Origin of the sequence: Amycolatopsis sp. VC5-11, from assembly GCF_037034185.1 — a bacterium.
GTDB lineage: Bacteria > Actinomycetota > Actinomycetes > Mycobacteriales > Pseudonocardiaceae > Amycolatopsis > Amycolatopsis nivea.
The window spans coordinates 21,468-38,365 of sequence record NZ_JBAGKF010000018.1; the positions used below are offsets into that span (position 1 = coordinate 21,468).

Below are 16,898 nucleotides of genomic sequence, written 5' to 3' on the forward strand. Positions count from 1 at the left end.
CCGCTCACGAGCACGCGGTGGCCACCAGCAGTCCGCCGCCGACCGGCAGCAGCGCCGGGATCAGCCGGTCGTCCTCGCGGACCGCTCGCGCGACCTCGCGCAACGCCATCGTCTCCGGATCGCGCCGCGCCGGGTCGGTGAGCCTGCCGCCCGCCAGTACCTGGTGGAACACGATCACCCCGCCGCGGCGCAGCAAGGCCACGCCCTGCTCGTAGTAGCCCGGGTACTCGATCCGCGCGGCGTCGACGAACACCAGGTCGTAGCCGCCCGGCGTGAGCCGCGGCAGCACGTCCAGCGCGCGGCCGACGATGAGTCGCATCCGGCCCGGCGGATAGCCCGCCTCGAGGAAGGTCTTGCGCGCCGCGCGCTGGTACTCCGGCTCGACGTCGATCGAGGTCAGCACGCCGTCGGGGGCCATCCCGCGCAGCAGGTACAGCCCGCTCACGCCGGATCCGGTGCCGACCTCCACGACCGCCCGCGCGGCGACCGTCGCGGCGAGAAACCGCAGCGTCGTGCCTGCTCCGGGGGCCAGCGGGGCGCACCCGAGGTCGACCGCGCGCAGCCGTGCCGCGGCCAGCACGTCGTCGTCGGGCAGGTACCCGTCGACCTGCTCGGCGCCGACCGCCCCGGTCTCGGCCGCCGCCTCTGTCCCCGAACTCACGCGCGAAGGTTAGCGCTGGTTGTCGATAAATCAGCGAAGGCTCCCTGGTAAGCGCCTTCCGGCCCGGGGGAAAGCCCGCGATCGCCCTGGAAAGGACCTCGCCGGCCAACTTCTCAGGCTGCTCTCAGATCGGTCTCATGAGTTCCATAAGGAAGACCGACAGACTGAGTCTCAACCACACGGGAACACCGTGTGCCCGGCCCGCGTTGGCAGAGGTGAAGAGGAGTTGACCCAGATGGAGGTGCCTGCTCCCCTGATGCAGAACGCCGAACTGCCGGAAGCCGCCCCGGTGACCGTGGACGCAGCCGAGACGGCTTGGACGCCGCCCTCGTGGGACGAGGTCGTGCGCGAACACGCCGACCGCGTGTACCGGCTCGCCTACCGCCTCACCGGCAACACGCACGACGCCGAGGACCTGACCCAGGAGACGTTCATCCGCGTCTTCCGGTCGCTCGCGTCGTACAAGCCCGGCACCTTCGAGGGCTGGCTGCACCGGATCACCACGAACCTGTTCCTCGACATGGCGCGCCGCCGCTCGCGCGTGCGCATGGAGGGACTGCCCGAGGACACCGACCGGATCGTCGGCGACGACCCGAGCCCCGAGCAGCACTACAGCGACACCCACCTCGACCCCGACCTGCAGGAGGCGCTCGACGAGCTGCCCCCGGAGTTCCGGGCCGCGGTCGTGCTGTGCGACGTGGAAGGACTGTCGTACGAGGAGATCGGCGCGACGCTGGGCGTCAAGCTCGGCACCGTGCGCAGCCGCATCCACCGCGGCCGCTCGGCGCTGCGCGCGTCGCTGGAGCGCCGTCGCGCGGCCCGGGAGGAATCTGCGAAGGTGCCCGTATGACCGGCTGGCGTTTCGCCGAATCCCACCTCATGCCCGACGCGGTAGTCGCACTGGTCGACGGCGAGCTGACGCCGGTCGCCCACGACCGCGCGCTCGCGCACCTCGCGCGCTGCCCGGACTGCGCGGCCGAGGTGACGTCGCAGCGGCAGGCCGTCGCGGCGGTGAAGGACGCGGGCGCGCCGTCGATGTCGGCGGGCTTCCTGGCCAGTCTCCGGTCCATTCCGGAGCACACTGACCTGCCGGGCACGCCGGACAACCTCGCGGTCACCGCGGATGGTCAGCTGGTGGCGATCCAGCGGCCGGACCGGGTGGCTGGACTGCGCGACGCGGGGGTGCTCGGGGGTGCTGCGCCGTTGGGAACAACCGCGCCGCTCGGGCAGTCGGCGAACGTGCTCGGCGGCGGTCGGTTCGCTTTCAGCCGGAAGCGGGCGGCGCAAGGAGCCGGAGTCGTGGTGTCCGGGCTCGTGCTGAGCGCGCTCGCGCTCGTCGGGACCGCGGCGGATAGCGGGGACGGGTCCGGCGGGAGTGGGCCGGTTCGGACGCCTAACGCTAATTTGCTGCCAGCGAATATGAATGTGCCTCGGGCTGGTGGGTCTTCTTCCTCTCCTGCGCCTTCTCCTTCGTCTTCGCCGGAGCCGGAAGAAGCTGGGGTGGTTCGGGCTGGGGCTGCTGTCGCGGCTCGGTAGATCGCGGGTGGCTCGTCGCCTGGCGGCGACATTGCGCCCCTTCGTTGCGTGGGGCACCCCGAAGCTGATTGTGATGACGGACGGCGGGTGCTTGTCAAGGCGGGAAAGATGCCTTGACAAGCACCCGCCGTCCGCATTTTGGCTTCGTATCGGGGTGCGGGGGTGGTGTGGGTGCCTCGATGCGTTGGGTGCACTGGCTGCGGTTTTGGGCGCGCGGGGTGGGGGCGTGGTTGCGGTGGATTCGGCGGGCGGCGGTTGGGGGCGGGGTTAGCGCCCCCAATGTGGCATTGGGTGCGTGGGACGCACCGAACGCCGCATTGGGTGCGTCAGATGCACCCAATGCCGCATTGGGGCGCATCCCTGGCGGGGCGGGGGTGGTCCGTGAAGGGCTCCTTGAGGGAATCCAGGTCCGTGAAGGGGCCCCTCACTGACTGGCGGCTGGCGGGCGGGGGTGTGGGAGTGGCAGGCAACAGGCATTTCACTGCGGCCTGGGCACACTCATCCCTAGGCTTGGGTATCGTCGACTCCCAGCCAGACTGAACCGCATCCCGGGGAATGATGACCGACCAGCCGAACGCTAATTCTGATCAGTCCGGTGCCGTCGGAACGGACCGGTTGGGGCCTCGGCCGCTTGAGCGGCCCGCGGTCGACCAGCAGCAGGCGGCTGTCTTCGGGCGGCCGCACGGGGTCGAGGGGGCGTTCGACAAGCTTTACACCCCTGCGCCCAACGGGAACGGGCAGAAGCTCAATCTCGCGCCGCCTACGCCGGAGTCGCTGGCGGAGGCGTTCAGCCGTCCCGCGGGGGCCGAGGGAGTGCGGCTGCAGCGGCCGCTCGAGGCTTCCGGGGAGAGCGGTACTTCCGAAGATCCGTTGTGGACGGACGCCAGCGATCCGTGGCGGGATCCGGCGGCCGGGGCGGTGTTGGCTGGGCCCGCGGTCGCTCCGGAGGAGGACGAGGCCGAGAAGCCGAAGCTGCCCAAGGGCGCGCAGTTGAGCTTGCCCGAGGTGTTGTTCGGGCGGCGGGTGCAGCCGAAGGCGTTGGCTTTGCTGGGGGTCGTCGCGCTGGTGATCGGCGCGGTGGGCGGGCTGGTCGGCTGGTGGGTCGCGGACACGGGGTCCGCGTTGACCGGCAGCGCCACGATTTCCGAGGCGGAGGCGGCCAAGGAGCGGCCGCCGGGGTCGCTCGCGGACATCGCGCGGCGGGTGTCGCCCGCGGTGGTTTCGCTGGAGGTCGTCAAGCCTGGCGCGGACAGCGGCGAGCAGGGCTCCGGCGTGGTGATCGATCCGCAGGGGTACGTGCTGACCAACGAGCACGTGGTCGCGACGGCGGTCGGCGACGCGGCTACGAAGATCACCGCGGTGTTCAACGACGGGACGCGCACCGAGGCCAAGATCGTGGGCGCGGATCAGAAGACCGACCTCGCCGTGGTGAAGGTCAACGTGACCAACCCGGTCGTGATGCAGGTCGGGAAGTCGTCGGATCTGCAGGTCGGGGACGCGGTGATCGCGGTCGGCTCGCCGCTCGCGCTGCAGAACTCGATCACCGCGGGCATCGTCAGCGCGCTCGACCGGCCGGTCACCGCAGGCGGCGACAACGGGGCGGCTCCGGTCACCTATTCGGCCATCCAGACCGACGCGGCGATCAACCACGGCAACTCGGGCGGTGCGCTTGTCGACTCGACCGGGGCGCTGGTCGGGATCAACTCCGCGATCCGCTCGTCCAGCTCCGACGGCGGCAGCATCGGCATCGGGTTCGCCATTCCCAGCGACTACGCGATCAAGATCGCCAAGGCGCTGATCAAGGACGGCAAGGTCAAGCATGCCGACATCGGGATCAACGCGGCCTCGACGGTCGCCGGCTCGACCACGATGGGCGCGCAGGTGCGCAACGTCGCCCCGGGCGGACCGGCGGCGTCGGCGGGGATCAAGGAAGGCGACGTGATCACCAAGGTTGGCGACCACGTCGTGCGCGACTCCGCCGAACTGACCGTCGCGGTGCGCAGCCACGATCCCGGCCAGGTCGTCCCGGTGCAACTGGCTCGCGACGGCGCGCTGCTGGTGGTGGACGTCACTCTTGGGTCGGACTGACACCCGTTCTTAAGCTCCCGTGCGACGTTCGGGCCTGCCGGGACGAGAAACGGCCCGGGTAGTCTTGGGCGGGGCAGCACCGAGCGGAGGTTTCACGGGTGTTCGACAGTGTCGGCTGGGGCGAGATCCTCGTGATCATCATCGCGGGGCTTTTCATCCTCGGACCCGAACGGCTGCCCGAAGCGGCGGCCTGGATGGCGAGGAGCGTCCGCAAGGCCCGCGACTTCGCGACCGGCGCGCGCGAGCAGCTGCGCGAGGAAATGGGCCCCGAGTTCGACCAGTTGCGCAAACCCCTGGAAGACCTGCGTGGCCTGCGCAACCTCGATCCGAAGCGGGTTGTCGCGCAGCATTTGTTCGACGGGGATTCGGATCCGCTGGGGTTGAACGGGTTCAAGAACGAGCTCAACGGATCGAACGGGAACGGCTCCAACGGTGCTCCGACGATCAAGCCGCAGACCGCGTTGCCGCAGCCGGAGCCGTTGAAGCCGGGTGAGCGTCCGCCGGTGGATCCGGACGCGACCTGATTCCTCGCGAGGAGATGGATCCCGAGGCTGACCAGTTGCGGAAGCCCTTGGAAGACCTGCGCGGCCTGCGCAATCTCGATCCGAAGCGGGTTGTCGCGCAGCATTTGTTCGACCGGGATTCGGATCCGCTGGGTCGAACGGGAACGGCTCCAACGGTGCTCCGACGATCAAGCCGCAGACCGCGTTGCCGCAGCCGGAGCCGTTGAAGCCGGGCGAGCGTCCGCCGGTGGATCCGGACGCGACCTGATTCCTCGTACGACCAGCCGGGCGACGCGCTGATCAGGCTGGGTAGCCTCAGGGCATCAGCTCAACCGACCCTGGAGGTTCCCGATATGTCACGCCGTGCGGCTGCGCTGGCCGGAACGATCGCTGCGGCCGCCTTCGCCGTCGCCGGGTGCAGTGCCGACGACGAGCCCAGCACCAAGGCGCCCGCCACCTACACTTCGGTGCCCGCCCCGGCGATGCCGTCCTCTTCGGCCCCGTCGAACGCTCCGTCGAGCGCTCCTGGGAACGGCAGTGCCACCGGTGAGCAGCCGAACGTCAAGCGCGGCGCGCAGACCGGCGAGGCGGGTGTCGACGTACTGGTCACCGTCGCCTACCAGGGCGGGAAGGTCACGCCGCCGGCTGAGGTCGTCGACGTCAAGGTCGGCAACAAGGTGAAGATCCTCGTGTCGTCCGACCAGCCGCAGAACATCGACGTCCAGGACCTGCCGGACAAGTCGGGCGACGTGTCCGCGAAGAAGCCCGAGGACATCGACTGGACCGTGAGCAAGCCGGGCGACACCAAGGTGACGCTCCGCGAGTCCGGCGCCCTCCTGGTGACGATCCACGCGTCCTAAAAAGCACAAAAAAGAGGCGTGCACCTGGATCAGGTGCACGCCTCTTTGCTGAGCAGGATCAGCGTCCGGCGGGGCTGACGTTCAGCATCATCCCGGCCAGCCCGCGCGCCCGGACCGACAGCTGCTTCGCCGCGTCCTTCAGCACCAGCGCCGCCGGCGCCTCCGGATCGGACAGCACGATCGGCGTGCCCTCGTCGCCCTGTTCGCGCAGCCGCGGGTCCAGCGGGACCTGGCCCAGCAGCGGCACCGTGGAGCCCACCGACTTCGACAGCGAATCCGCCACCGTCTGGCCGCCGCCCGCGCCGAAGACCTCGATGCGTTCGCCGGTCGGGGTTTCCAGCCACGACATGTTCTCGATCACGCCCGCGACGCGCTGCCGCGTCTGCATCGCGATCGCGCCCGCGCGCTCGGCCACCTCGGCGGCGGCCTGCTGCGGCGTGGTCACCACGAGGATTTCCGCGTTCGGGATCAGCTGCGCCACCGAAATCGCGATGTCGCCGGTGCCCGGCGGCAGGTCCAGCAGCAGGATGTCCAGGTCGCCCCAGAACACGTCGGCCAGGAACTGCTGCAGCGCGCGGTGCAGCATCGGGCCGCGCCACACGACCGGGGTGTTGCCCGGGGTGAACATGCCGATCGAGATGACCTTCACGCCATGCGCCTGCGGCGGCATGATCATCGTGTCGACCTTCGTCGGCTTCTCGCGCGCGCCCAGCATGCGCGGCACCGAGTGGCCGTAGATGTCCGCGTCCACCACGCCGACCGACAGGCCGCGCTCGGCCATCGCCACGGCGAGGTTCACCGTCACCGACGATTTGCCCACGCCGCCCTTGCCGGACGCCACGCAGTACACCCGCGTCATCGAACCCGGCTGCGCGAACGGGATCACCGGTTCCGCCGCGTCGCCGCGCAGCGATTTGCGCAGCTCAGTGCGCTGCTCGTCGCTCATCACGTCCAGCTCGACCTTGACGTCGGCGACGCCGGCGAGCTTCGAGACGGCCTTCTTGGTGTCCTCGGTCAGCGTCGCCTTCAGCGGACAGCCCGCGACCGTGAGGTAAATCCCGACGGTGACCAGCCCGTCGTCACCGACCGCCACGTCCTTGACCATGCCGAGGTCGGTGATCGGTTTTTTGATTTCCGGGTCGTACACGTCCTTCAGCGCGGTGCGGACGTCGTCGACGCTGGGGAGCTGCTGTGTACCAGTCACGCTTCCATCGTACGTACTGCCCAGTTCAGCTTTGCTTGGCCTTGCGCGGCTTGGAGTCCACGTCGAGATCGTCGCGCAGCCGGTCGAGCTCGCTGCGCAGGTAGTCGCGGGTCGCGACCTCGCCGACCGCCAGCCGCAGCGCCGCCAGTTCGCGGGCGAGGTACTCGGTGTCCGCCTTGGTCTGCGCGGCGCGCGTGCGGTCCTCTTCCAGCGACACCCGGTCCCGGTCGTCCTGGCGGTTCTGCGCGAGCAGGATCAGCGGCGCGGCGTACGCGGCCTGCGTCGAGAACGCCAGGTTGAGCAGGATGAACGGGTACGGGTCCCACCGCAGCGACACCGCGACCAGGTTCAGCACGATCCAGACGACCACGATCAGCGTCTGCCAGAACAGGTACTTCCCGGTGCCGAGGAAGCGCGCGATCCGCTCGGTGAACCGGCCGAAGGTGTCCGGGTCGATGTTCAGCCGCAGGCGGGCCTGGCTGCGCGGCTGGTCGAGCCTGCGGCCGGTCCTGAGTTCAGGCACGTTCGGCCTCCTCCAGATCAGCGCCGTCGGCGCCATCGGTGACGTCGTGCAGCCCGGTTTCGCGCCAGTCGTCGGGCAGCAGATGGTCGAGCACGTCGTCGACGGTGACGGCGCCGAGCAGGTGGTCCTCGGCGTCGACGACCGGGCCGCAGGCCAGGTTGTACGCCGCGAAATACCGGGTGACCTCGGACAGCGTCGCTTGCGGGCGCAACGCGGTGAGGTCGGTGTCCACCGCGCTGGCCACCAGTTCGGCGGGCGGTTCGCGCAGCAGCCGCTGGAAGTGCACGACGCCGACGAACCGGCCGGTCGGCGTCTCGGTCGGCGGACGGCACACGAACACCATGCTGGCGAGCGCGGCGGGAAGTTCGGCGTTGCGGATGTGCGCCAGCGCCTCGGCGATCGTCGCGTCCGGCGTCAGCACCACCGGTTCCGGCGTCATCAGACCGCCCGCGGTGTCCGACGAATACGCCAGCAGCCGTTTGACCGGCGCGGATTCCTCCGGCTCCATCAGTTCCAGCAGCCTGCTCTGCTCGGCGGGCGCGAGTTCGGCGAGCAGGTCGGCGGCGTCGTCCGGGTTCATCGCCTCGAGGATGTCCGCGGCGCGTTCCTCGGCGAGGTAGGACAGCAGTTCCTTCTGGTCGTCCTCGGGAAGCTCCTCGATGACGTCCGCGAGCCGTTCGTCGTCCATCGCGTCGGCGACCTCGTGCCTGCGCTTCATCGGCAGGTCGCGCAGGGTCGCGGCCACGTCGACCGCGCGCATCGTGTCGAACAGCATCAGCAGCTGGCCCGCGCCTTGCGGCTGTCCGGCGAGGTCGGTGAGCCCGAGCCCGGCGACCTCGTTCCACGGCAGCACCTGCATCGCGGTGCGCCGCCTGCTCAGGGACAGCCGGGTCGGCCGTTCGCGGACGGCGAGTTTCGCCAGCACCCAGTCCCGGGTGCGGGTCGGCTCCATCGCCGCGTCGACCACGGTCACCCGGGTGTCCGCGCCGGTGAGCGTCGCGTGCGCGTCGAGAAGCTGGCCGCACACCAGCACCTCGTTGGGCCGCTGGTGGAAATGCCGCATGTTGACCGAACCCGTGGCCAGCGTCACGGCGTTCGGTTCGATCGAGGTGACCCGCAGCATGGGCACGAACACCCGCCGCCGGGTCGCCAGCTCCACGACCATGCCGAGGATCCGCGGCGGCTGCTGGTCCAGCCGCAGCCCGGCGACCACGTCGCGGACCTTGCCGATCGACTCCCCGTCGGGCCCGAACACCGGCAGACCCGCGAGCTGTGCTGCGTAAACCCGGTTTGTGCCTGCCATGGCGCCGACACTATCGGCTGGCGCCCGAGTGCGCTCGTGCCGCGACTCGGCGAATTCTCAGCCTGCCATGGCCCACCGGGTGAGCGTGGGCAGCGCGTCCGCGGACGGGCCGTCGTCATCCTCGGGCAATCCGCCGAAATCGACCAGATCCTGGGCGTGCCACAGCCTGTTCTGCACCGCCCGGACGAGCGTCCAGGCCTTGGCGCGGTCGCGGTCCAGCCCGCTCGCGGCGAGCTTCGAGTCCAGTGTGGATTCACTGAACCGGTTCCACAGCAACGAAAGCACGCCGTACTCGAGGTCGCCGGCGAGCGGCTTCGGGTCGATCACCAGCCACGGCTCGCGAATGCCGGACAGCACGTTCTCGTAGTGCAGATCCTCGTTCACCAGTGCGTTTCCGGCTTCCGGGCCGAGGTCACGGCAGACCTCGAGCGCCGCGTCCAGCTCTCGGCGGGGGAGCGGTTCGGCCAGCTCCCGCCACGATTTGGGCAGTTCTTCGAGCAGTTCCTCCGCGACTGCGGACAACGTGCGGGTGAGCTCGGCGGGCGCGGGCACGGCGAGCCGCCGGGCGAGTTCGCTCATGATCTCGACGGCGGGCAGCAGCGGTTCGTCCTCCAGCGTCCGGCTGTCGTCGAGGCGTTCCAGCAGCATCACGCCGTCCTCGGGCGCGGATTCGAGCAGCAGCACCGATCCTCGACCGGCCCATGTGGACAGTGCGAGCGGCTCGTCGCGCGATTCTTCCTCCACCCAGCCGAGTTTCAGCACGACGCGGGAACCGTCCGCGCGCCGGGCGGGCTGGACGACGCCGACGTAGCCGTGCCGGGCGGTGTCCTCGAACTCCAGCCCCCACTTCCGGGCGTACCGCTGCGCGAGCGCGGGCAGCGAGGCGAGCCACGGGACGGCTTCCGGACCGAGCACCTTGGGGGCGCGTTCAGCGAAGACGGGCGGGATCTCCAAAACGGTCACAACGCCCATCCTGGTCGGGCGCGCAAACCGTTTCCGGGGCTGTTTCGCGCGCGTACAGTGAACGGATAGGGGTTTGGCGAACCCGGGAGCTGCCATGATCGTCGAGATTGTCAGCGCGGTGGTCGTCGCGGGCGGGGTGTGGCTCGCCTCCGCGGTGCGCGTGGTCAAACAGTACGAACGCGGGCTGGTGTTCCGGTTCGGCCGGGTGCGGCCGGAGGTCCGGGATCCCGGGCTGGCGCTGCTGCTGCCGATAGCCGACCGCATGCAGAAGGTGAACATGCAGGTCGTGACGCTGCCGGTGCCCGCGCAGGACGGGATCACCCGCGACAACGTCACCGTCCGGGTGGACGCGGTCGTGTACTTCAAGGTGATCGACCCGGTGCTGGCCGCGGTCCACGTGCAGGACTACCGGTCGGCGATCGGCCAGGTCGCGCAGACGTCGCTGCGGTCCATCATCGGCAAGAGCGACCTGGACGACCTGCTGTCGAACCGCGAACGGCTCAACGAGGGCCTCGAGCTGATGATCGACAGCCCGGCGCTCGACTGGGGCATCCACATCGACCGGGTCGAGATCAAGGACGTCGCGCTGCCGGAGTCGATGAAACGCTCGATGTCGCGCCAGGCGGAGGCCGAACGCGAACGCCGCGCCCGGGTGATCTCCGCGGACGGCGAGCTGCAGGCGTCGCACAAGCTCGCCCAGGCCGCCGCGACGATGGCGGACACCCCGGCGGCCCTGCAGTTGCGGCTGCTGGAGACCGTGGTGCAGGTGTCGGCGGAGAAGAACTCGACGCTGGTGCTGCCGTTCCCGGTGGAGTTGCTGCGGTTCCTGGACGCGCGGACCGACCCCGCGGCGCCGGCCGCGAAACCGCCGGAGCCGCGAGCACCGTCGGCGTCGGAAGCGGCCAGCAACGGACAGGTCGCGCCGCCCGCGAGCGAGGCGAGCGACGTGCCGGATCAGCGGTCGAGGTAGCCGTTCATGCCGAGGACCAGCAGCGTCACGAAGAAACTGCCCCACAGCGCGGCCATGACGTAGCCGACCACGACGGCCGACAACGCCATGGTGCGGCCGCCTGCCTCGTTGCGGTTGGCCTTGGCCAGCGCGACGTGCCCCATCACGATGCCGGGGATCGCGAGAACGCAGGTCACCAGGCCGAGCACGGAACACACCAGCGCGCCGGTCGCGAGCCCGCTGTCGCTGGTGTTCGGGTACGGCCGGTAGGCACCGCCGTACGGAGGCGGAGCCGGGAAGCCCTGGTACGCGGGCGGCGGCGCGAACGGATCCGGTTGCGCCGCAACGGGGTACGGCGTCGCGGGCGGTTCCGCGGCGGCAGCCGGCTGCTCACCGGGCAGCACCGCGACCGGTCCGGGATCGGGTGCGGTCCAGCCCGGCGGCGGGACGGGGCGAGTCGGTCTCCGCGGTGGACGACACGGCGTCCGCCGGAGCCTCGTACGGCGTGGGATCGGCGGTGGCCGGTGGCTCGTAGGGAGCGGGGTCCGCGGTCGGCGGCGGCTCGTACGGCACCGGATCGCGGTCGGACGGGGTGGTCATCGGGGCTCCCTCACGGTGCCGGGTTCGGAGGACGACGCTACCGGGTTTCGCGGCGGCATCAGCCGAAAACGCCGGACTGGACCAGCGCGCGCACGACCAGCGGGACGGCGATGCCCCAGACGATCAGCGCGGCGTAGCCGATCACGAACCCGGCGACCGCCAGCGCGCCGCCGGTGCCGCGGCCGCGCCGGGCCCGGTAGAACGCGACGTGCCCCATCACGATCCCCGCGATGGCCATCGGCCCGCACACCACGAACCCGGCGATCGAGCAGATCAGGGACCCGATCGCGAGCCCAGCGCCGGGCGCCGGACCCCGCGGCGGATAGGGCTGGTGCTCGTACGACGGGTGCTCGTAGCTGTCGCGGCCAGCAGGCTCGTCGCTGCCCTCGCTCATCGGGATCCTTCGCGGTTTCGGGTGGATCAGCACCTTATCCGCACCTTAACGGGGGAAACCGGGGCTGGGCGTGAGCACCCTCATAGCCGCTCGGGCGCGAACCAGTCATACTCCCCGGTAACCCAGCGCCGGGAGCCGGCGTCGCCGCCGAAGGGAGCCCAGTGATGGCCCGTCTTGCCCGGACCGCCGGCCTGACCGATGTACAGCAGGAGATTCTGTCCACGGTGCGCTCGTTCGTGGACAAGGAGATCATCCCGCACGCGCAGGCGCTGGAGCACGCGGACGAGTACCCGGCGGAGATCGTCGAGGGCATGAAGGAGATGGGCCTGTTCGGGCTCACCATCCCGGAGGAGTACGGCGGCCTGGGCGAGTCGCTGCTCACCTACGCCTTGGTGGTCGAGGAGATCGCGCGGGGCTGGATGAGCGTGTCCGGCGTGATCAACACGCACTTCATCGTGGCGCACATGATCAAGCAGCATGGGACGCCGGAGCAGAAGCAGCATTTCCTGCCCCGGATGGCGACCGGCGAGGTCCGCGGCAGCTTCTCGATGTCGGAGCCGGATCTGGGGTCGGACGTGGCGGCGATCAAGACCCGCGCTAAGCGCGAGGGCGACGACTACGTGATCGACGGCGCGAAGATGTGGCTGACCAACGGCGGCTCCTCCAACCTGATCGCGCTGCTGGTGAAGACCGATGAGGGCGCGGAGAAGGCGCATCAGAACCTGACGACGTTCCTGGTGGAGAAGCCCTCGGGGTTCGGCGAGGTGCTTCCGGGGCTGACGATCCCGGGCAAGATCGACAAGATGGGCTACAAGGGCGTCGACACCACCGAAGCGGTGTTCGACGGCTTCACGATCGGCGCGGACAAGGTGCTGGGAGAGGCGCCGGGCAAGGGCTTCTCGTACATGATGGACGGGGTCGAGGTCGGCCGGGTGAACGTGGCGGCGCGGGCGTGCGGGATCGCGATCCGGTCGTTCGAGCTGGCGATCGCCTACGCGCAGCAGCGGTCGACGTTCGGCAAGCCGATCGCGCAGCACCAGGCGATCGCGTTCAAGCTGGCGGAGATGGCGACGAAGGTCGAGGCCGCGCATTTGATGATGGTGAACGCGGCCCGGTTGAAGGATTCCGGCGCCCGCAACGACGTCGAGGCGGGGATGGCGAAGCTGATCGCCAGCGAGTACTGCGCCGAGGTGACCCAGGAAGCGTTCCGGATCCACGGCGGGTACGGCTACTCGAAGGAATACGAGATCGAGCGCCTGATGCGCGAGGCCCCGTTCCTGCTGATCGGCGAGGGCACCAGCGAAATCCAGAAAACCATCATCAGCCGCGGCCTCCTGCGGGATTACAAAGCCTGACCCGCGCTTCGCCGGAGTTCGCGCGCTCCGCCGGTTCTTGACAAGATGGAACCCTCGGACCGGACGAGCGCAGGTGATGATGGTGAGCAGTCCCTTTGGTGGCGGCCAGAGCCCGGCCGGGCTGCCGCGGCTCCCGACGCCGCCCACCGGCTGGCCGATCGGGTCGTACTCGACCTACGGCGAAGCGCAGCAGGCGGTCGATTTCCTGGCCGAAAGCGAGTTCGCGGTCACCGACGTGACGATCGTCGGCGTCGACCTGATGCTGGTAGAACGCGTCATCGGACGGCTGTCGTGGGGCCGCGTGCTCGCCGCGGGCGCGATGTCGGGCGCGTGGTTCGGCCTGTTCGCCGGGCTGCTGCTGGGGATGTTCGTCAACCAGGGCGGATTCACGCTGCAACTGCTGACTGGGCTGGTGCTGGGCGTGCTGTCCGGGCTGGCGTTCTCCGCGATCGGTTACCGCACGTCGCGGGGGCGTCGGGATTTCTCGTCGGCGAGTCAGCTTGTGGCTGGCCGGTATGACGTGCTGTGTCAGCCGCGCAGTGCGGAGCAGGGTCGGGAGTTGCTGGCGAAGCTGGCGTTGCGTCCGCCGCCTGCCACCGCATAACTACCCACGGGACTTTTTCACCCGTCCTTCCGATGGTTCGCGCGCACCTGGCTGAATCGTTACCGACCCTGCTTGCGGCCGGTGATCGCCGGGCATAGGTTGACCGACACCGGTTGGCCGGTCGTGTCCTCCAGCGCGGCCTGCCGGCAACTGGCACGTCGGGGTGCTGGCTCGGGTCCGCCTCGTCGCGGCGTGCTGTCTGGGGGCGGCGCCGGACGGTGCCGTGTGCACATGGCGAGGAGGCTTGAATGGGGAAGAAACGGCCCAGCGGAAAGAAACGAGGACCTGCCCGCGCGGCGGCGCTGCTCGCCGCGGGCTTGGCGGGCAGCGGCCTGATAGCGGGCTGCGGATCGGCTTCCGGGACGACGATCAACGTCTACTACTCCCCGGAGGACCATTTCCAGACGGTCGTCGACAACTGCAACAAGACCGCCGCCGGGCGGTACCGGATCGTCTACAACAAGCTGCAGCGCGGCTCGGACGACCAGCGGATCCAGATGGCGCGCCGACTCGCCGCGGGCGACACGTCGATGGACGTGCTCGGCCTCGACGTCACCTGGGTTTCGGAGTTCGCCGAGGCGGGCTGGGTCGACGAGTGGACCGGGCAGAACAAGGCGGCCGCGTCCGAGGGCGTGCTCAAGGGGCCGCTGGAAACCGCGACGTATCAAGGAAAGCTCTACGCCGCGCCGAAGAACACCAACGTGCAGTTGCTCTGGTACGACGACCGCCTCACCCCGACCCCGCCGAAGACGTGGGACGAGATGATGCAGATGTCGCAGCGGCTCAAGAGCGAGCACAAACCGTATTCGGTCGTGTTCACCGGCGCGCAGTACGAGGGCCTGGTCGTCATCTACAACACGCTGGTCGAATCGCTCGGCGGGCACATTCTGTCCGACGACGGGAAATCCGTCGTGATGGACGAGGGCGCGGTGCAGGCGCTGGAGCTGCTGAAGAAGGTCACGTCGTCGGGCATCACCGACCCGTCGCTGACGAACCAGAAGGAGGACGACGTCCGGCGGACGTTCCAGGGCGGCGGCGCCGCGTTCGAGCTCAACTGGCCGTTCGTTTACGCCTCCTACGCCGAGGAAAAGCCGCAGGACCTGTCGCACTTCAAGTGGGCGGTGTATCCGCAGGCCAAGGCGGGCATTCCGTCGAAGAGCACGATCGGCGGGTTCGACCTGGCGGTGAGCGCCTTCTCGCAGCACAAGCCCGAGGCGTACGAAGCGGCGTTGTGCCTGCGCAGCAAGGAAAACCAGAAGGTGTCCGCGATCAATGACGGCGTGCCGCCGACGATCGAGTCGGTGTACCACGACGACACCCCGCTGGATCCTTCGAAGCCCGCGTCGGCGGACAACCCGAACATGGCCGAGAAGTACCCGATGCGCGACTCCATTCTGTCGGCGCTGAAGACCGCCGCGGTACGGCCGCTCACGCCGGTCTACCAGAACCTGTCCACGGTGATGTCGAAAATCCTTTCCCCGCCCTCGGCGATCGATCCGCAGACGACCGCGCAGAAACTGCGGGAACAGCTCGATGACGCGCTCCAGTCGAAGGGAGTGATCCCGTGACCGTCCAGGATCCCGCCGCCGCCACCAAAGAAGCGGCGCACCGCAAGGGAAAGCCTGAGCTTTCCGAGGGCAAGAAGGCGGAACGGCGGCTTGGGCTGTGGTTGTGCGCGCCCGCGTTCCTCGTGATGATCGCGGTGACCGGATACCCGATCGTCTATTCGGTCTGGCTTTCGCTGCAGCGCTATGACCTGCGGTTCCCGGCGAAGCACGAGTTCATCGGCTTCGACAATTACGCCGCGGTGCTCACGAATTCCTACTGGTGGACCGCGTTCGGCACCACGATGTTCCTCACCGTCGTGTCGGTGGCGATCGAGTTCGTGCTCGGCATGGGCCTCGCGCTGATCATGCACCGCACGCTCGTCGGCCGCGGACTGGTGCGCACCGTCGCGCTGATCCCGTACGGCATCGTCACCGTGGTGGCCGCGTTCTCGTGGTATTTCGCGTGGACGCCCAAAACCGGCTACCTGGCGAACGCGCTGGGCGAGGGCGTCGCACCGCTCACCGACCAGTGGCCGTCGCTGTTCATCATCATTCTCGCCGAGGTGTGGAAGACGACGCCGTTCATGGCGCTGCTGCTGATGGCCGGGCTGGCGCTGGTGCCCGACGACCTGCTGAAGGCCGCGGCGATGGACGGCGCGACCGCGTGGCAGCGGTTCACCAAGGTGATGCTGCCGGTGATGAAACCGGCGATTCTCGTCGCGCTGCTGTTCCGCACGCTCGACGCGTTCCGCATTTTCGACAACATTTACGTGCTCACCGGCGGCGCGCAGGACACCGGATCGGTGTCCATGCAGACCTACGACAACCTGGTCAAGGGGCTCAACCTCGGGATCGGCTCCACGATGGCGGTGCTGATCTTCATCACGGTGGCGATCATCGCGTTCCTCTTCATCAAGGTGTTCGGCACCGCCGCGCCCGGCACGGACGACGGGGGGAAGCGCTGATGGCTATCGGAGGTGCGGCCACCACCGGCCGCAAGGTCGGCTGGGGCCTGCTCGACATCCTGGTGCTGGTGTTCGCGATCGTCCCGGTGCTGTGGGTGCTTTCGCTGTCGTTCAAGACGAAGGCGACGCTCACCGACGGCAATTTCATCCCGGTGGAATGGACGCTCAAGAACTACGCGGACATCTTCCAGACCACGGAGTTCCTGCACGCGCTGGTGAACTCGATCGGCATCGCGGTGATCTCCACGGTCATCGCGGTGGTGCTGGGCACGATGGCCGCGTACGCGATCGCCCGGCTGGATTTCCCCGGGAAACAGGTGCTGGTGGGGCTTTCCCTGCTGATCGCGATGTTCCCGCAGGTATCGCTCGTCACCCCGCTGTTCAACATCGAGCGCGGGCTCGGCCTTTTCGACACCTGGCCGGGGCTGATCCTGCCCTACATCACGTTCGCGCTGCCGCTGTCGATCTACACGCTGTCCGCGTTCTTCCGGGAAATCCCGTGGGAACTGGAAAAGGCGGCGAAAATGGACGGCGCGACGCCGGCGCAGGCGTTCCGGAAGGTGATCGCGCCGCTGGCCGCGCCGGGCGTGTTCACCACGGCGATCCTGGTGTTCATCCTCTGCTGGAACGACTTCCTGTTCGCCATCTCGCTGACGTCCACCGAGTCGTCGCGCACGGTGCCGGCGGCGTTGTCGTTCTTCACCGGGTCCTCGCAGTTCGAGGACCCGACCGGCCAGGTGTGTGCGGCCGCGGTCGTCATCACGGTGCCGATCATCCTGTTCGTGTTGTTCTTCCAGCGTCGCATCGTGGCGGGGCTGACGTCCGGTGCGGTGAAGGGCTGAC

The 16,898-nt window shown here is 69.1% G+C and carries 19 protein-coding genes; 11 read left to right on the forward strand and 8 right to left on the reverse strand.

The features are described from left to right. Positions 1–4: 4 nt before the first annotated feature. Positions 5–661, reverse strand: a complete 657-nt coding sequence (locus WA670_RS36285; protein ID WP_009072906.1) for an O-methyltransferase — start codon at positions 659–661, stop codon at positions 5–7. Positions 662–896: 235 nt separating this feature from the next. On the opposite strand from WA670_RS36285, the gene sigE reads away from it, so the two are divergent. From sigE to WA670_RS36315, 5 genes are all read left to right on the forward strand, one after another. Continuing rightward, positions 897–1,511 carry an RNA polymerase sigma factor SigE gene (gene sigE, locus WA670_RS36290; RefSeq protein ID WP_134734579.1) on the forward strand — a complete coding sequence of 205 codons (615 nt, stop codon included), beginning with the start codon at positions 897–899 and terminating at the stop codon, positions 1,509–1,511. Beyond that, positions 1,508–2,197, forward strand: coding sequence for an anti-sigma factor family protein (locus WA670_RS36295; protein WP_336160776.1), 690 nt, complete (start codon positions 1,508–1,510; stop codon positions 2,195–2,197). The genes sigE and WA670_RS36295 overlap by 4 nt, the downstream gene beginning before the upstream one ends. A 558-nt stretch (positions 2,198–2,755) precedes the next feature. Then, on the forward strand, positions 2,756–4,285 hold the full coding sequence (locus WA670_RS36300; RefSeq protein WP_134668858.1) for a S1C family serine protease: 1,530 nt from the start codon (positions 2,756–2,758) through the stop codon (positions 4,283–4,285). Between the two features lie 98 nt (positions 4,286–4,383). Then, positions 4,384–4,809, forward strand: coding sequence for a Sec-independent protein translocase protein TatB (gene tatB, locus WA670_RS36305; protein WP_275295321.1), 426 nt, complete (start codon positions 4,384–4,386; stop codon positions 4,807–4,809). A 332-nt stretch (positions 4,810–5,141) separates the two neighbouring features. After that, complete coding sequence (locus tag WA670_RS36315; protein WP_037815913.1) at positions 5,142–5,648, forward strand: hypothetical protein; 507 nt, start codon at positions 5,142–5,144, stop codon at positions 5,646–5,648. A 58-nt stretch (positions 5,649–5,706) separates the two neighbouring features. Here WA670_RS36315 and WA670_RS36320 read toward each other — a convergent pair whose 3' ends face one another. Genes WA670_RS36320 through WA670_RS36335 form a run of 4 tightly spaced genes read right to left on the reverse strand, consistent with a single transcriptional unit; the run spans position 5,707 to position 9,641 of the window. Then, a complete protein-coding gene (locus WA670_RS36320) occupies positions 5,707–6,852 on the reverse strand; it encodes an Mrp/NBP35 family ATP-binding protein (RefSeq protein ID WP_037815911.1) in 1,146 nt (381 codons plus the stop codon). A 25-nt stretch (positions 6,853–6,877) separates the two neighbouring features. Beyond that, a complete protein-coding gene (locus WA670_RS36325; protein ID WP_037815909.1) occupies positions 6,878–7,375 on the reverse strand; it encodes a DUF1003 domain-containing protein in 498 nt (165 codons plus the stop codon). Continuing rightward, on the reverse strand, positions 7,368–8,678 hold the full coding sequence (locus WA670_RS36330) for a magnesium transporter MgtE N-terminal domain-containing protein (RefSeq protein ID WP_037815906.1): 1,311 nt from the start codon (positions 8,676–8,678) through the stop codon (positions 7,368–7,370). Before WA670_RS36330 ends, WA670_RS36325 begins: the two co-directional genes overlap by 8 nt. Before the next feature lie 57 nt (positions 8,679–8,735). After that, complete coding sequence (locus tag WA670_RS36335) at positions 8,736–9,641, reverse strand: aminoglycoside phosphotransferase family protein (RefSeq protein WP_275295319.1); 906 nt, start codon at positions 9,639–9,641, stop codon at positions 8,736–8,738. Between the two features lie 94 nt (positions 9,642–9,735). On the opposite strand from WA670_RS36335, the gene WA670_RS36340 reads away from it, so the two are divergent. Then, positions 9,736–10,611, forward strand: a complete 876-nt coding sequence (locus WA670_RS36340; protein WP_134668866.1) for a slipin family protein — start codon at positions 9,736–9,738, stop codon at positions 10,609–10,611. Here the strand turns inward: WA670_RS36340 and WA670_RS36345 are convergent. Genes WA670_RS36345 through WA670_RS36355 form a run of 3 tightly spaced genes read right to left on the reverse strand, consistent with a single transcriptional unit; the run spans position 10,596 to position 11,584 of the window. Beyond that, positions 10,596–10,994, reverse strand: coding sequence for a DUF4190 domain-containing protein (locus WA670_RS36345; RefSeq protein ID WP_336160781.1), 399 nt, complete (start codon positions 10,992–10,994; stop codon positions 10,596–10,598). The two genes, WA670_RS36340 and WA670_RS36345, sit on opposite strands and share 16 nt — an antisense overlap. After that, entirely contained in the window at positions 10,981–11,190 is a 210-nt protein-coding gene (locus tag WA670_RS36350) for a hypothetical protein (protein ID WP_336160783.1), read from the reverse strand. The genes WA670_RS36345 and WA670_RS36350 overlap by 14 nt, the downstream gene beginning before the upstream one ends. A gap of 58 nt (positions 11,191–11,248) precedes the next feature. Next, entirely contained in the window at positions 11,249–11,584 is a 336-nt protein-coding gene (locus WA670_RS36355) for a DUF4190 domain-containing protein (RefSeq protein ID WP_043832010.1), read from the reverse strand. A 164-nt stretch (positions 11,585–11,748) separates the two neighbouring features. Between WA670_RS36355 and WA670_RS36360 the strand changes: the two genes are divergently transcribed. From WA670_RS36360 to WA670_RS36380, 5 genes are all read left to right on the forward strand, one after another. Beyond that, the gene (locus tag WA670_RS36360; protein WP_134734418.1) at positions 11,749–12,939 is read left to right on the forward strand and encodes an acyl-CoA dehydrogenase family protein; all 1,191 of its coding nucleotides are present in this window, start codon (positions 11,749–11,751) and stop codon (positions 12,937–12,939) included. 76 nt (positions 12,940–13,015) lie between these two features. Further along, positions 13,016–13,543 carry a general stress protein gene (locus tag WA670_RS36365; protein WP_037815899.1) on the forward strand — a complete coding sequence of 176 codons (528 nt, stop codon included), beginning with the start codon at positions 13,016–13,018 and terminating at the stop codon, positions 13,541–13,543. Positions 13,544–13,791: 248 nt separating this feature from the next. Beyond that, the gene (locus WA670_RS36370) at positions 13,792–15,111 is read left to right on the forward strand and encodes an ABC transporter substrate-binding protein (protein ID WP_275295315.1); all 1,320 of its coding nucleotides are present in this window, start codon (positions 13,792–13,794) and stop codon (positions 15,109–15,111) included. Beyond that, the gene (locus WA670_RS36375) at positions 15,108–16,055 is read left to right on the forward strand and encodes a carbohydrate ABC transporter permease (protein WP_037815896.1); all 948 of its coding nucleotides are present in this window, start codon (positions 15,108–15,110) and stop codon (positions 16,053–16,055) included. The genes WA670_RS36370 and WA670_RS36375 overlap by 4 nt, the downstream gene beginning before the upstream one ends. Further along, on the forward strand, positions 16,055–16,897 hold the full coding sequence (locus WA670_RS36380; RefSeq protein ID WP_037815895.1) for a carbohydrate ABC transporter permease: 843 nt from the start codon (positions 16,055–16,057) through the stop codon (positions 16,895–16,897). The genes WA670_RS36375 and WA670_RS36380 overlap by 1 nt, the downstream gene beginning before the upstream one ends. Position 16,898: the final 1 nt, after the last annotated feature.

Excerpts from the sequence above, each read along its gene's own strand:
- sigE (WP_134734579.1), top strand. The coding sequence starts at position 897 with ATGGAGGTGCCTGCTCCCCTGATGCAGAACGCCGAACTGCCGGAAGCC.
- WA670_RS36295 (WP_336160776.1), top strand. The coding sequence starts at position 1,508 with ATGACCGGCTGGCGTTTCGCCGAATCCCACCTCATGCCCGACGCGGTA.
- WA670_RS36300 (WP_134668858.1), top strand. The coding sequence starts at position 2,756 with ATGACCGACCAGCCGAACGCTAATTCTGATCAGTCCGGTGCCGTCGGA.
- WA670_RS36315 (WP_037815913.1), top strand. The coding sequence starts at position 5,142 with ATGTCACGCCGTGCGGCTGCGCTGGCCGGAACGATCGCTGCGGCCGCC.
- WA670_RS36330 (WP_037815906.1), bottom strand. The coding sequence starts at position 8,678 with ATGGCAGGCACAAACCGGGTTTACGCAGCACAGCTCGCGGGTCTGCCG.
- WA670_RS36340 (WP_134668866.1), top strand. The coding sequence starts at position 9,736 with ATGATCGTCGAGATTGTCAGCGCGGTGGTCGTCGCGGGCGGGGTGTGG.
- WA670_RS36350 (WP_336160783.1), bottom strand. The coding sequence starts at position 11,190 with ATGACCACCCCGTCCGACCGCGATCCGGTGCCGTACGAGCCGCCGCCG.
- WA670_RS36355 (WP_043832010.1), bottom strand. The coding sequence starts at position 11,584 with ATGAGCGAGGGCAGCGACGAGCCTGCTGGCCGCGACAGCTACGAGCAC.
- WA670_RS36360 (WP_134734418.1), top strand. The coding sequence starts at position 11,749 with ATGGCCCGTCTTGCCCGGACCGCCGGCCTGACCGATGTACAGCAGGAG.
- WA670_RS36365 (WP_037815899.1), top strand. The coding sequence starts at position 13,016 with ATGATGGTGAGCAGTCCCTTTGGTGGCGGCCAGAGCCCGGCCGGGCTG.
- WA670_RS36370 (WP_275295315.1), top strand. The coding sequence starts at position 13,792 with ATGGGGAAGAAACGGCCCAGCGGAAAGAAACGAGGACCTGCCCGCGCG.
- WA670_RS36380 (WP_037815895.1), top strand. The coding sequence starts at position 16,055 with ATGGCTATCGGAGGTGCGGCCACCACCGGCCGCAAGGTCGGCTGGGGC.